This window comes from Micropruina glycogenica (assembly GCF_900289045.1).
Taxonomy (GTDB): domain Bacteria; phylum Actinomycetota; class Actinomycetes; order Propionibacteriales; family Propionibacteriaceae; genus Micropruina; species Micropruina glycogenica.
This window is the reverse complement of sequence record NZ_LT985188.1, coordinates 1471025-1483893: the sequence shown is the minus strand read 5'-3', so window position 1 is coordinate 1483893 and position 12869 is coordinate 1471025. Positions and strand designations below refer to the sequence as shown.

Below are 12869 nucleotides of genomic sequence, written 5' to 3'. Positions count from 1 at the left end.
CGCTCACGTCGTTTCTGCGAACGCCGGAATCTCGAACCCGTCGTCTGAGATCCCGGCGTCCGCCGGGATGACGGGTGCGCCTGTGGGCATCACGCGTGCCGAAGGAGCCGGTCGATGAGGCCCGATCCGAGCCTCGCGGACCTGCCGTTGCGTCCGGAACTGATCGGCGAAGAGCCCTACGGCGCGCCGCAGTTGGCGGTTGACGTGCAACTCAACGTGAACGAGAACCCGTTCGCACCCAGCGCCGAGATCGCCGCTGACATGGCCGCCACTCTCACCGCGGCCGCCACAGCCTTCAACCGCTACCCCGACCGCGAGGCCAAGCGGCTGCGCTGCGCCTTGGCGCGGTACCTCGGGCACGGACTCGACCTCGACAACGTGTGGGCCGCCAACGGCTCCAACGAGGTGATGACGCACATTCTGGGTGCCTTCGCAGGGCCCGGACGCACCCTGCTCGCCTTCACTCCCACGTACTCGATGTACCCCGAGTACGCCCGCAACACCCACACCCGTTACGTCACTGCGCCTCGGCACCCCGACTTCACCCTCGACGCCGATCTGGTGCTGGCCGCCATCGCCGAGCACGACGCCGACGTGGTGATCATCACCACGCCCAACAACCCCACCGGCACCCCGACGCCGCTGTCCGTCACCGAGGCGGTGCTGCAGGGCACCGACGCGATCGTGGTGATCGACGAGGCCTACCAGGAGTTCAGCAAACACCCCGAGAACACCGCGCTCACCCTGCTGCCGAGCTACGGCAACCTGATCGTCAGCCGCACCATGAGCAAGGCGTTCGCCCTGGCCGGGGGGCGGGTCGGCTACCTCGCCGCCGCCCCTGCGATCGTGGACGCCTGTCGCATCGTGCGCCTGCCCTATCACCTGTCGTCCCAAACCCAACTGGTGGCCGAAGTGGCGCTGCGGCACGCCGACCATCTGCTCGGTCAGGTCGACCAGTTGCGTCGCACCCGCGACGAGATGCTCGTACGGCTGCCTCAACTAGGGGTCGAGGTGATCGACTCTGACGCCAACTTCTGTTTGTTCGGCCCGTTCGCCGACCGGCATGATGTGTGGCAACGCCTGCTTGATCGCGGCGTGCTCGTTCGTGAAACCGGGCCGCAGGGTTGGCTACGGGTTTCGGTGGGCACGCCCGACGAGACCGAGGCGTTCTACGCGGCCCTGGCCGAGGTGCTGAAGGAGGTTCGATGACGGCACGCACCGCAGTGGTGGAGCGGTCCACCAGCGAGTCGACCGTGCGCGTGGCGCTGAACCTCGACGGCACGGGTGCCTCGACCATCAGCACCGGCGTTGGGTTCTACGACCACATGCTCACCGCCCTGGCAAAGCACTCGCTCATCGACCTTGAGGTGACCACCACCGGTGATTTGCACATCGACGGCCACCACTCGATCGAAGACACCGCGATCGTGATCGGTCAGGCGCTGCGCGAGGCGCTGGGCGACAAGCGCGGCATCGTGCGGTTCGGCGACGCCACCGTGCCGCTCGACGAGGCGCTGGCGCACGCCGTGGTCGACGTGGCGGGCCGTCCCTACGTGGTGTGTGAGGGCGAACCCGAGGGTCAGGTCTACGCGCTGATCGGCGGCTCGGGGGTGCCCTATGCCGGCTCGATGACCTATCACCTGATGCAGTCGCTGGCGATCAACGCCGGCATCTGCCTGCACCTGCGGCTACTGGCCGGACGCGACCCGCACCACATCGTCGAAGCCCAGTTCAAGGCCGTCGCCCGGGCGTTGCGCATCGCGGTAGCGATCGACCCGCGGGTGGCCGACGCGATTCCGTCCACCAAGGGCTCGTTGTGACCAAGCCCCTCGTGGTCGTTCTCGACTACGGCTCGGGCAACCTGCACTCGGCCACCCGGGCCCTGGTGGCTGCCGGGGCTGACGTCACACTCACCGCGGACGCGGACGCGGCGCTGAACGCCGACGGCCTGGTGGTGCCCGGCGTCGGCGCCTTCGCCGCCTGTATGGACGGCCTGCGCGCCGTCGGCGGGCCAGAACTGATCCGCTCCCGGCTGGACGACGGACGTCCGGTGCTCGGCATCTGCGTGGGGCATCAGGTGATGTTCGGCCATGGCGTCGAGCACGGGCTCGACACCGCCGGCGTCGGCATTCTGCCCGGTGTGGTCGAGCGACTGCGGTGTGAACGCCTGCCGCACATGGGCTGGAACACCGTCGAGCCGCCGCCGTCGACCACCCTGTTCGCCGGCCTGGCGGGGGAGCGGTTCTACTTCGTGCACAGCTATGCGGTGCGGGCCGCCGACAGGTTGCCGAACGACGCGCGGGTCACCTGGGCCGACCACGACGGCGACCGTTTCGTGGCCGGGGTCGAGGTCGGCGCTCTGTCGAGCACGCAGTTTCACCCCGAGAAGTCGGGCCAGGCGGGTGCGGCGCTGCTGCGTAACTGGATCGCCACCCTGGGCTGACGCGGTTGTTCTGAAATCCGCAGGCGACCGCCGGCGACACGCCGGCAGGCGCACGTACGCGTTCCGGTCACCAGGACGTTCTCAGAAAACCCTCGTTCTCGCCCAGCACCCTCGGCTGCAAGCGGCCTTTTCTGAAATCGTCCTGGTGACCGTGGCCCGGTTGCCCCCAGCGCGGCGTGTCGGGATCGGTCGCCTGCGGATTTCAGACGGTTGCCCCGCAACCCAACCGTGCGGACACTTAACCTATGGATGATCCGACCGCCGCTCTCACCCTGGCCGCGCACGAGCAGGGATTCAGTGGGGTGGTGCGCATCGACGAGGCGGGCACCGTCACTGAACTCGCCTTCGGCTTGGCCGACCGGGCGCACAATCTGCCGAACACCCCCGACACCCGCTTCGGCATGGCCTCGGGAACGAAGACCTTCACCGCTCTGGCGGTGCTCAGCCTGGTCGCCGACGGCACGATGGGCCTGGACGACCCGGCGCGACGTTGGCTGGGCGACGACCTGCCCCAGATCAGCGACGGTGTCACGCTGCGCCGGCTGCTCAGCCACACCTCGGGTGTGGGTGAGGGCATCGACGACGACGCGGAGGTCGATGTTCATCTGCTGCCCGGCGCACCCCACAGCTACGAGAGCCCCGAGGACTACCTGTCGGTTATCGACCGGCCCATGCAGGCCGAACCGGGCACCGAGTTCTTCTACAACAACTCGGGCTTCGTGCTGCTGGGACTGCTCGCCCAGCGCGCCTCAGGCGTCGGCTACCACGACCTGGTTCGGCAACGGGTGTTCGAACCGGCCGGACTGACCCGCACCGATTTTCTGCGTAGCGACGATCTGCCGGGCGACGCCGCGGTCGGGTATCTCTTCCCCGACGCCACCCGCACCAACGTGTTGCACCTGCCGATCGTGGGTGCCCCCGACGGCGGCTCGTACACCACAGCCGCCGACCTGCGCACCTTCTGGACAGCTCTGGCAGCCGGACGCATCGTGCCGGCCGACCTGGTGCAACTGATGGGCACGAGTCCCCCCGGCAACGACCCTGACGACGACTACGGCCTTGGCGTGTGGCTGCCCAGGCCGGGGGTCGTGCAGATGATCGGCGCCGACGCCGGGGTGTCGATGGTGAGCGAACACGACCCGGCGGCCGACTTCACCATGACCGTGCTGTCGAACGACTCAGAAGGTGCCTGGCCGATGTGGACGGTGCTGCGCGAGCTGACCGGCACCGGATCGGGAGACCCGGACGACGACGAGCCCACCGACGGCTGATCAGCGTCGGGTGAGCAGCCCACCGGACGCCTGCCAGGATGCGTAACCCTGGTCGTAGTAGCGGGTCAGTGCGTCCAGATCGAGTGGGTCGACGCCGTCGCCACGAAGCCCGCCGAGCAGTTCGTCCAGCCACGCCACCTCGGCGGCGGTCAGTTCACTCACTTGCTGGTCCACGAGCGGACGCTACCCGCGGCAGGTCTCGCACGGCAGGTTAGGCTCGGGCTTCGTGACCGCATTGACCCTGCTGCCCGCCGTCGACGTTCAAAACGGCCAGGCGGTTCAACTCACCCAGGGCGTCGCCGGCTCTGAAAAGGTGTTCGGCGACCCGCTCGCCGCCGCGCTGCGCTGGCAGCACGCGGGTGCCCAGTGGCTGCATCTGGTCGACCTCGACGCCGCGTTCGGGCGGGGTTCGAACGCCGACGTGATCGCCACGATCACCGAGCAGCTGCACCTGAACGTCGAACTGTCGGGCGGTCTTCGCGACGACGCGAGCCTCGAACGCGCTTTGGCCACCGGGTGCCGCCGGGTCAACATCGGCACCGCCGCGCTCGAAAATCCGGCGTGGTGCGAGCGCATCATCGCCGAACACGGCGACCGCATCGGCATCGCCATCGACGTCAAGGGCACCAAACTGGCCGCCCGTGGCTGGGTGCGCGAGGGCGGCGACTGGGCCGAGGCCGTCGACCGGCTCACTGCTGCCGGCTGCGCCACCTTCGTGGTCACCGACGTCAAGTCCGACGGCATGCTCACCGGGCCCAACCTCGACCTACTGCGCGACGTCGCCACCCGCACCGACGCGCAGGTGATCGCCTCGGGCGGTATTGCGCAGCTCGACGATCTGCGTGCCCTGCGCGAGTTGGTGGCGTCCGGGGTCACCGGCGCCATCGTCGGCACCGCGCTGTACGTGGGCAACTTCACCCTGCCCGAGGCATTGGCTGTCGCAGCCGGCGAAACCCACTAAGTTGGGACGAACCAGGAGGCGATGATGCCCACACCGGCCATGAGCCACGGCTGCACGTGGCACCGGCTGACCGTTCACGATCTGCCCGAGATCCAGAACCTGATCGCGGCCGAAGAGTACTTGGGTGACGCCACCCACCACCACGACCTGTCCGCCCTCACCGTGGCATTGGCCGACGATCCCGAGGCGGTCAGCGGCAACGGTGTGGTGTTGCGCAAGCCCAGCGGAACCCTGATCGCCTATGGCTGGCTGCAGCCCCCGGCCCCTGGAGAATCGGGGGGCCAGGTGTACCTGCACGGCGGCTGCCATCCCGCCTGGCGGCACGAGGGAGTACAGCCCACCCTGCTCGACTGGGAGAGCGAGCGGGCGATCGAGTGGTACCTCGAACAGAACGACGACACCACTGTCCCGCTGCAGCTGGTCGTGGTGACGTCGTCCAACAATCACCTGATGGCCGAACTGCTGCCCAGCAAGGGCTTTCCCCCGCAACGTTGGTACCACGCCATGCGACGCCCGCTCGACTCGATTCTGCCCGGCGAACTGCCAGGTATCACGTTCGTGCCGTTCGATGCTGCGTGGAGCGAACCCGTCCGGTTGTTGTACAACCAGACGCTCAGCCTGCCTTCGGACGAGCTCGACGCGGACGCCTGGGCATGGGGTCTGAAAGCCGCCGGCATTCGCGATGACCTGTCGTGGGTGGCGCTGGACGGATCGCAGCCGGTCGGCTGGGTGCTCAACGGTGTGATGGACCTGGCGGGGGAGACGTCCGGCTGGACCGAATACCTCGGGGCGCAACCCCAGTGGCGCAATCGCGGAATGTTCAAGGCGTTGCTGGCACGCAGTCACGAGTCGTTTCGGACGGCGGGGTTGAGCCAGGCCGGCATCGGAGTCGAAACCGACAGTGACCAGGGGGCGCGGCCCTACCTCGCGCTCGGCTACCAACCGGTCGACACAATGGTCTGGTACGTCAAGCACGTGAGCCTCGGTACAATCCTTTCCGCGCAAGCAGACGAGGCAGATGGAGCGTAGATGAGCGGGCATTCCAAGTGGGCCACCACCAAGCACAAGAAGGCGGCGATCGACGCCAAGCGCGGGAAGCTGTTCGCCAACCTGATCAAGAAGATCGAGGTGGCGGCGCGCGTCGGCGGCGGTGACCCCGGCGGAAACCCGACCCTGTACGACGCCATTCAAAAGGCCAAGAAGAACTCGGTGCCCAACGACAACATCGACCGCGCCGTCAAGCGCGGGTCGGGCGTGGGCGGCGAGCAGGTCGACTACACCGAGATCATGTATGAGGCGTACGGGCCCGGCGGCGTGGCGATTCTCATCGAGTGCCTCACCGACAACCGCAACCGCTCGGCCTCCGACGTGAAGGTGGCGGTCACCCGCAACGGCGGCACCATGGCCGACGTCGGCTCGGTGTCACGCATCTTCGACCGCAAGGGCATCGTCGAGGTGGCCAAGAGCCAGGGCGGCAAGAACGTCGAAGAAGACGACCTGCTCGAGGCGACGTTGGACGCCGACCCCGAGGACGTGTCCGACGAGGGCGAGACGCTGCGGGTGATCTCAGACCCCAGCGTGGTGGTGGACGTGCGCAAGGCGGTGCAGTCCGCGGGCTACGACTACGAGTCGGCCGAGGTGCAGTTCGTGCCTCAGTACACCACCTCAATCGACGCGAAAGAGGCCGCCGAGAAGCTGTTCAGGCTGCTTGATGCGATAGAAGACGTCGACGACGTGCAGACCGTCTACAGCAACGAGGACGTCCCCGAAGCGGTACTGGCCGAGCTGGAGTAACGCCGGTCGAGCTTGTCGAGACCAGGGCCGCTGGTCGAGCCTGTCGAGACCCGGCGGTCGAGCGTGTCGCCGCGGAGCGGGTCCGCCCCTGTCCCGCCCTTGCGGGACTGCTTGGCTAGCGCCTCGCTGTGCGCAAACGCCCGACGACGCCCTGACAGGGGGCGGCCCCGCTCCGCTTCACCCTTGAGTTTGCTGTCGCCAGTCGAGGATCGTCCGGATTCGTTGGTCGGCCTCTTGAGACCCATGCGCTCGTCATCCCGACGAACGTCCGGATCTCTCCTGCCGTTCGGGTTCGTTGGTCGAGCGTGTTGAGACCTTTGCGCTCGTCATCCCGACGAAGGTCGGGATCTTGCCTATCGTTCGGCTGCATCCGAGATCACGCCGTGCGGCGATGTGACGCCGATGATGATCGTGAGGGTCGTCCTCCTGCTGATCGTTGGCCTGGCCCTGGTCACCATGACGGGCGTGGCGTCCGTGAACGGGGTCGCCAGGTTCGGTAGTATCCGAACATCTGTTCGGCTGATGAAGGTGCCTATCGATGCGTGTGCTGGGGGTCGATCCGGGGCTGACCCGCTGCGGTGTCGGCGTGGTCGACGGGGCTCCCGGACGTCCGCCGGTGCTGGTCGAGGCAGGCGTGATCCGCACCCCGGCCGACGCCGATCTGCCGCTGCGGCTGCTGGCCATCGAGACCGAGCTGGAGCAGTGGGTGGCCCGGCACCGGCCCGAGGTGATCGCCGTCGAGCGGGTGTTCAGCCAGCACAACACCATGACGGTGATCGGCACCGCGCAGGCCGCCGGCGTCACCATGCTGGTCGCCGCCCGCCACAAGCTGCCCGTGCACCAGCACACGCCCAGTGAGGTCAAGGCCGCCATCACCGGGTCTGGACGCGCCGACAAGGCTCAGATCGGTCTCATGGTCACCCGGGTGCTCAAGCTGGCCGAAGCGCCCAAACCCGCGGACGCCGCCGACGCCGTCGCGCTCGCCATCTGCCACCTGTGGCGTGGTGCGGGCCAGGCCAGGGTGGCCGCCGCCCTCGATCAGGCCCGCCGCCTGCAGGGCAGGAGGGGCGCATGATCGCCCAGCTCACCGGCACGGTCATTGCGGCCGGTGCCACCCATGTGGTGCTCGACGTGAACGGGTTCGGCGTCAAAGCCCTGTGCACGCCGGCCACCGCCGCCGCCGTGCGGCTCGGCCAACCCGCCACGCTCGCCACCTCGCTGGTGGTGCGTGAGGACTCGCTCACCCTGTACGGGTTCACCGAGGCCGACGAGCGCGACTGCTTCGAACTCGTCCAGTCGGCCAGCGGTATCGGCCCCAAGATCGCCCAGGCCGTGGTCTCGGTGCTCAGCCCCGACGCTCTGCGCGCCGCGATCGCGGCCGAGAACATCGCTGCACTCACCAAGGTGCCTGGCATCGGCGTCAAGGGCGCGCAACGGCTGGTCATCGAGTTGAAAGACAAGATCAACGCCCTCGCCGCCACCAGCGGGCTGCCGGCGACCACCGAGGCGCCCGACTGGCGCGAACAGGTCAAGGGCGGTCTCGAGGGCCTCGGCTGGTCGGCGCGCGACGCCGACCGGGCGTGTGACAACGTGGCGGGCATGGTCGAAACCGATCCCGCCACTCCGGTCGCCGTGTTGATGCGGGCCGCTCTGCGAAGCCTGGCCAAGTGACCCGCGCGGCCGAGGATCCGATGGATCCTCACCAGCACGACGACGACACCGTCGCCGAGTCGGCACTGCGCCCGGGCAGCCTGGCCGAGTTCGCCGGCCAGCCGCGGGTCAGCGACCAACTCGGCCTGGTGTTGGACGCCGCCCGCCACCGCGGATCGGTGCCCGACCACGTGCTGCTGTCGGGCCCGCCCGGGCTGGGCAAGACCACCCTGGCCATGATCATCGCCGCCGAACTCGGCGTGCCGATCCGAATCAGTTCCGGCCCGGCCATTCAGCACGCCGGCGACCTCGCGGCGATTCTGTCGGGCCTCACCGAGGGCGAGGTGTTCTTTCTCGACGAGATCCACCGCATGAGCCGTCCCGCCGAAGAGATGCTGTACCTGGCCATGGAGGACTTCCGCGTCGACGTGGTGGTGGGCAAGGGCCCGGGCGCCACCGCGATTCCACTGGACATTCCGCCGTTCACGCTGGTCGGCGCCACCACCCGCGCCGGCCTGCTGCCCGGCCCGTTGCGCGATCGGTTCGGCTTCACCGGCCAGCTCGACTTCTACGAAACGGACTCGCTGCGCGCGATCGTGCGCCGTTCTGCACGGCTGCTCGGCATCACCTTGGTCGCGGACACCGACGAGGTGATCGCCTCCCGCTCACGTGGCACCCCCCGCATCGCCAACCGGCTGCTGCGGCGCGTCCGCGATTACGCCCAAGTACGCGCGGACGGCCTGCTGACCCCCGCCGTCGCAGCAGCGGCCCTGGAACTCTACGAGGTGGACGAACTCGGCCTCGACCGGCTCGACCGTTCGGTGTTGTCGGCCCTGTGTGAGCGGTTCAACGGGGGCCCGGTGGGGCTGTCGACGCTGGCCATGGCGGTGGGCGAAGAACGCGAGACGGTCGAAGAGGTCGCCGAGCCGTTCCTGGTACGGCAGGGCTTTTTGATGCGCACACCCCGCGGACGCGTGGCCACCGCTCGTGGGTGGGCGCACCTCGGGCTCACCATGCCGGCCAGCGCCGAGCCCGACCTGTTCGGCGGCTGACCGAGCGTGCGCACGTGGCGCTCCATTCGACGTTGCTCGCGAAAAGCGACGTTGCCTGCGTCCGAACGCGAGCAACGAGGGCGAACGCGAGCAACGTCGGCAGCGCCGCCGACGCAGCAGGCGTCCGCCGGTACGTCGGAATCGGGCTTTGTGGTCGCCTCGGCTAGAGTTGTGCGTCGGTGGTCAGCCGCCGTCTTGCCGTTCTAACGAAAGAAATCTCACATGGGTGACATGGGTAGCACTGTCCTGATGCTTGTGCTGATGGGCGCCGCCTTCTACTTTCTGCTGATTCGTCCGCAGCAGAAGCGGGCCAAGAAGCAGGCAGAGATGACCAACGCCCTGGCCCCCGGCGCCCGCGTCATGCTGTCGTCCGGTGTATTCGGCACCATTCGCCACCTTGGCGATCGCCAGGCCATCATCGAGATCGCCCCCGGCATCGAAATGACCGTGGTCAAGCAGGCCATCGTCAAGACCCTGACCCCCGAAGACGACGAGTTCGAGTACGCCGACGATGCCGCCGAGCCCGATCACATCGAGCGCGAGGCCGACGAGGTCGACGAGGCCGCCGAGCCCAACCCGTTCGAGAACATCCAGCCGTCGGACTTCAACGACCCTCGGCTCACCGACGCCCCGGCCGACCCGCCGAGCGACGACGTGCCGGGCCAGAACACCCAGAAGTGACCGTTGAGGCGTAACTGCACGTGGCAACCACAAGTAGGCATCACAGCCATCCCCTGAGAACCCTGATCGTCTTTCTGGTGATCACGGCCGGCCTGTTCGGGCTGATGGCTCTCGGCGGCGTCTGGACCCCCAAACTGGGGCTCGACCTGCGCGGCGGCACCACCATCACCCTGACGGCCAGCAACACCAGCGGCGAGGGCGCGGTCGACCCGGCCAGTCTCGAACTGGCCCGCACCATCATTCAGCAGCGCGTCGACGCCATCGGCGTCGGTGAGTCCGAGGTGACCACCTCGGGCGACCGGCAGATCATCGTGAGCGTGCCCAACGTCCAGCAAGACGAGTTGGTGCGCATGGTGGGCCAGACCGCCCAGTTGTACTTCCGGCTGGTGTACGCCTCCGAGCAGGTGGCGTCGGCGCAGCCGAGCGTCGAGCCGACCCAGGCCGCGTCCGAGCCCGCGGCCACCCAGCCCGCGGCCACTGAGACGGCTCAGCCCACGGAATCGGCGGTGCCGAGTGCCACCACCTCGCCCAGCACCAACCCCCGGCCGCTGCCGGCACTGCCGACCCCGGTTCCGAGCCCCCGGCCGACGGTCGCCGGTGCCACGCCGCCCACCACCCAGCAGGTGCTCGACTGGACGCCGAGTAAGCGCGACCAGAGCGACTACACGAACTTTCAGTGCGGCGACCCGTTCCCCGACGTGTCCGACCAGCCGCTGATCACCTGCGACGAGGGCCACACAACCAAGTACCTGCTCTCGCCTGCGGTGATCTCGGGCAAGGACCTCAACTCGGCTCAGGCCGGCATTCCCCAGAACGGGGTGAGTTGGGTGGTCAACCTCGAGTTCAACGGCACCGCCGCCACCACGTTCGAAACGGTCACCCGGGCCATCTCGACCAAGACCAGCCCGCAGAACCAGTTCGCCATCGTGCTCGACGGCACGGTGATCAGCAGCCCCTACGTGAGCGCAGCCATTCCCGGTGGACGGGCCGAGATCTCGGGTTCGTTCAACCAGGCCAGCGCCACCCAATTGGCCAACGTGCTCAAGTACGGCGCCCTGCCACTGGCCTTCGATGTGTCGAGCGTCGACAACGTGTCGGCCAAATTAGGCGGCGAGCAACTGGAAGCCGGCATCATCGCCGGCATCATCGGCCTGGCCCTCGTGGTGGCCTACAGCATTCTGTACTACCGCGCCCTGTCCATCGTGGTGGTCAGCAGCTTGGTGGTCGCCTTCGGCATCACTTACGCGCTCGTGGTGCTGCTCGGCCAAGCCATGGGCTTCGCGCTCAACCTGCCCGGCGTCGCGGGCCTGATCGTGGCCATCGGCGTCACAGCCGACTCGTTCATCATCTACTTCGAACGCATTCGCGACGAGGTGCGTGACGGACGGTCACTGCGCAGCGCCATCGAAACCGGCTGGGAACGGTCGCGGCAGACCATTCTGATCGCCGACGGTGTGTCGTTGCTCTCTGCGGTGGTGTTGTTCATTCTGGCCATCGGCTCGGTGCGCGGCTTCGCGTTCACGCTGGGCCTCACCACCCTGATCGACATCGCGGTGGTGTTCTGGTTCACCAAGCCGCTGGTGTCGCTGCTCGGACGCACCCGCTACTTCGGCGAGGGTCGCAAGTTCTCGGGGTTCGAACCCGACCATCTGGGTGCCAGGCATCAACCGCCGCTGCACCGCCGCCGTCGGGCCGCCGCCACCGGCGCAGGCAAGGCGGCGAAGGTTCCGGCCACCGCGGGCAAGGCGGCGGCAGGCAAGAGCGCTGCAGCGAAGGCGTCCACCCCTGACTCGACGACCGAGGAGGCGTGATGAGCACCGCGACAACCGAGCCCAAGAAGACGGGCGAGCCGAAGGTCAAGAAGGCGAGCTTCGCGCACAAGCTGTACACCGGCGAGGTCGAGTACGACTTCGTCGGCAACCGCAAGCGCTGGTACATCATCTCGGGCGTGCTGCTGACCATCTCGATTCTGGCGTTGGCGATTCTGCGGCTGAATCTGGGCATCGAGTTCAAGGGCGGCGCCGACTTCACCGTGCCGGTCAGCGTGAGCGCGGGCACCCCCGACCAGATGCGCAGCGCGGTCGAGGCGCTCAACCTGCCCGACAACGACGACATTCAGGTGATTTCGGTCGGCGACAACCAGGTGCGCGTGCAGACGCGATCGCTGTCGGTCGACGAGGTCACCCAGGTCAAGCAGGCGCTGGCAACGGCGTCCGGCGGTATTGCCGTCGACGAGGTCGGCTACAGCCTGATCGGCGCGTCGTGGGGGTCGATGATCACCCAGCAGGCGCTGATCGCGCTCGCGGTCTTTCTGGTGTTGGTGTCGCTGCTGATCTGGGCGTACTTCCGCAACTTCAAGATGGCCATCGCTGCCATCGTCGCGTTGCTGCACGACCTGATCATCACCATTGGCATCTATGCCCTGGTGGGCTTCACCGTGACCCCCGCCACCCTGATCGGTGTGCTCACGATTCTGGGTTACTCGCTCTACGACACCGTGGTGGTGTTCGACAAGGTGCGCGAGAACACCGCCGACATCAAGAACACCCGCATAACCTACGCCGACGCAGCCAACGCCGCCGTCAACCAGGTGCTGATCCGGTCGATCAACACCACGATCATCGGCGTGCTGCCGGTGGCGGCGCTGACCTTCGCCGGCACCTTCATTCTGGGCACGGGGCCGCTGAAAGACCTGGGCCTTGCGCTGTTGGTGGGCATGATCGCCGGCGCGTACTCGTCCATCTTCATCGCGGCGCCGCTGCTGGCGCAGCTCAAAGAGGCCGAGCCAGAGATGCGCGAGCACCGCGAGCGGCTGGCCCGCCGGGCCGAGCGGCACACCGTCAAAGACAAGGCCGCGGCCACGTCGAAGTCGGTGGTGATCACCGACGGTGACGGGCCGCTGGCCGAGGTCGACGAGATCGAGCCCGAACGGCTCGGTCTGGTCAGCGCCAACGACCTGGCCCGGCAGAACCGGGTTCAGCCCAGTCGCAGCACCCGCGCCCAGCGAAAGAAGTGAC

The 12869-nt window shown here is 67.9% G+C and carries 14 protein-coding genes; 13 read left to right on the top strand and 1 reads right to left on the bottom strand.

From position 1 onward, the window contains the following. The first annotated feature begins 114 nt into the window (after nt 1-114). The 4 genes from MPLG2_RS06830 (at nt 115) to MPLG2_RS06815 (ending at nt 3714) form a co-directional block, all read left to right on the top strand. On the top strand, nt 115-1209 hold the full coding sequence (locus MPLG2_RS06830) for a histidinol-phosphate transaminase (protein ID WP_105185479.1): 1095 nt from the start codon (nt 115-117) through the stop codon (nt 1207-1209). Continuing rightward, a complete protein-coding gene (hisB, locus tag MPLG2_RS06825) occupies nt 1206-1820 on the top strand; it encodes an imidazoleglycerol-phosphate dehydratase HisB (protein ID WP_105185478.1) in 615 nt (204 codons plus the stop codon). Before MPLG2_RS06830 ends, hisB begins: the two co-directional genes overlap by 4 nt. Further along, nucleotides 1817-2443, top strand: coding sequence for an imidazole glycerol phosphate synthase subunit HisH (hisH, locus tag MPLG2_RS06820; protein ID WP_105185477.1), 627 nt, complete (start codon nt 1817-1819; stop codon nt 2441-2443). Before hisB ends, hisH begins: the two co-directional genes overlap by 4 nt. Before the next feature lie 245 nt (nt 2444-2688). Further along, complete coding sequence (locus tag MPLG2_RS06815) at nt 2689-3714, top strand: serine hydrolase domain-containing protein (RefSeq protein ID WP_105185476.1); 1026 nt, start codon at nt 2689-2691, stop codon at nt 3712-3714. Here the strand turns inward: MPLG2_RS06815 and MPLG2_RS18365 are convergent, their stop codons facing one another. After that, nucleotides 3715-3888, bottom strand: coding sequence for a hypothetical protein (locus MPLG2_RS18365; protein WP_158680933.1), 174 nt, complete (start codon nt 3886-3888; stop codon nt 3715-3717). 52 nt (nt 3889-3940) lie between these two features. Between MPLG2_RS18365 and priA the strand changes: the two genes are divergently transcribed. The 9 genes from priA to secF all read left to right on the top strand — a co-directional run bounded on the left by priA (nt 3941) and on the right by secF (nt 12868). Further along, nucleotides 3941-4675 carry a bifunctional 1-(5-phosphoribosyl)-5-((5-phosphoribosylamino)methylideneamino)imidazole-4-carboxamide isomerase/phosphoribosylanthranilate isomerase PriA gene (gene priA, locus MPLG2_RS06810; RefSeq protein ID WP_105185475.1) on the top strand — a complete coding sequence of 245 codons (735 nt, stop codon included), beginning with the start codon at nt 3941-3943 and terminating at the stop codon, nt 4673-4675. A 24-nt stretch (nt 4676-4699) separates the two neighbouring features. Next, nucleotides 4700-5704, top strand: coding sequence for a GNAT family N-acetyltransferase (locus tag MPLG2_RS06805; protein WP_158680932.1), 1005 nt, complete (start codon nt 4700-4702; stop codon nt 5702-5704). After that, the gene (locus MPLG2_RS06800; RefSeq protein ID WP_105185473.1) at nt 5705-6469 is read left to right on the top strand and encodes a YebC/PmpR family DNA-binding transcriptional regulator; all 765 of its coding nucleotides are present in this window, start codon (nt 5705-5707) and stop codon (nt 6467-6469) included. A gap of 547 nt (nt 6470-7016) precedes the next feature. Further along, nucleotides 7017-7544 (top strand): crossover junction endodeoxyribonuclease RuvC, encoded by a 528-nt coding sequence (gene ruvC, locus MPLG2_RS06795; RefSeq protein WP_197710157.1) that lies wholly within the window; start codon nt 7017-7019, stop codon nt 7542-7544. Beyond that, complete coding sequence (ruvA, locus tag MPLG2_RS06790) at nt 7541-8140, top strand: Holliday junction branch migration protein RuvA (protein WP_105185471.1); 600 nt, start codon at nt 7541-7543, stop codon at nt 8138-8140. The genes ruvC and ruvA overlap by 4 nt, the downstream gene beginning before the upstream one ends. Before the next feature lie 20 nt (nt 8141-8160). Next, nucleotides 8161-9171 (top strand): Holliday junction branch migration DNA helicase RuvB, encoded by a 1011-nt coding sequence (ruvB, locus tag MPLG2_RS06785; protein ID WP_105187527.1) that lies wholly within the window; start codon nt 8161-8163, stop codon nt 9169-9171. Nucleotides 9172-9402: 231 nt separating this feature from the next. After that, nucleotides 9403-9852, top strand: a complete 450-nt coding sequence (gene yajC / locus MPLG2_RS06780; RefSeq protein WP_158680931.1) for a preprotein translocase subunit YajC — start codon at nt 9403-9405, stop codon at nt 9850-9852. Nucleotides 9853-9872: 20 nt separating this feature from the next. Continuing rightward, nucleotides 9873-11663, top strand: a complete 1791-nt coding sequence (secD, locus tag MPLG2_RS06775) for a protein translocase subunit SecD (protein WP_105185469.1) — start codon at nt 9873-9875, stop codon at nt 11661-11663. After that, on the top strand, nt 11663-12868 hold the full coding sequence (secF, locus tag MPLG2_RS06770; RefSeq protein ID WP_105185468.1) for a protein translocase subunit SecF: 1206 nt from the start codon (nt 11663-11665) through the stop codon (nt 12866-12868). Before secD ends, secF begins: the two co-directional genes overlap by 1 nt. Nucleotide 12869 lies beyond the last annotated feature (1 nt).

Excerpts from the sequence above, each read along its gene's own strand:
- MPLG2_RS06830 (WP_105185479.1), top strand. The coding sequence starts at position 115 with ATGAGGCCCGATCCGAGCCTCGCGGACCTGCCGTTGCGTCCGGAACTG.
- hisB (WP_105185478.1), top strand. The coding sequence starts at position 1,206 with ATGACGGCACGCACCGCAGTGGTGGAGCGGTCCACCAGCGAGTCGACC.
- MPLG2_RS06815 (WP_105185476.1), top strand. The coding sequence starts at position 2,689 with ATGGATGATCCGACCGCCGCTCTCACCCTGGCCGCGCACGAGCAGGGA.
- MPLG2_RS06805 (WP_158680932.1), top strand. The coding sequence starts at position 4,700 with ATGCCCACACCGGCCATGAGCCACGGCTGCACGTGGCACCGGCTGACC.
- MPLG2_RS06800 (WP_105185473.1), top strand. The coding sequence starts at position 5,705 with ATGAGCGGGCATTCCAAGTGGGCCACCACCAAGCACAAGAAGGCGGCG.
- ruvA (WP_105185471.1), top strand. The coding sequence starts at position 7,541 with ATGATCGCCCAGCTCACCGGCACGGTCATTGCGGCCGGTGCCACCCAT.
- ruvB (WP_105187527.1), top strand. The coding sequence starts at position 8,161 with ATGGATCCTCACCAGCACGACGACGACACCGTCGCCGAGTCGGCACTG.
- yajC (WP_158680931.1), top strand. The coding sequence starts at position 9,403 with ATGGGTAGCACTGTCCTGATGCTTGTGCTGATGGGCGCCGCCTTCTAC.
- secF (WP_105185468.1), top strand. The coding sequence starts at position 11,663 with ATGAGCACCGCGACAACCGAGCCCAAGAAGACGGGCGAGCCGAAGGTC.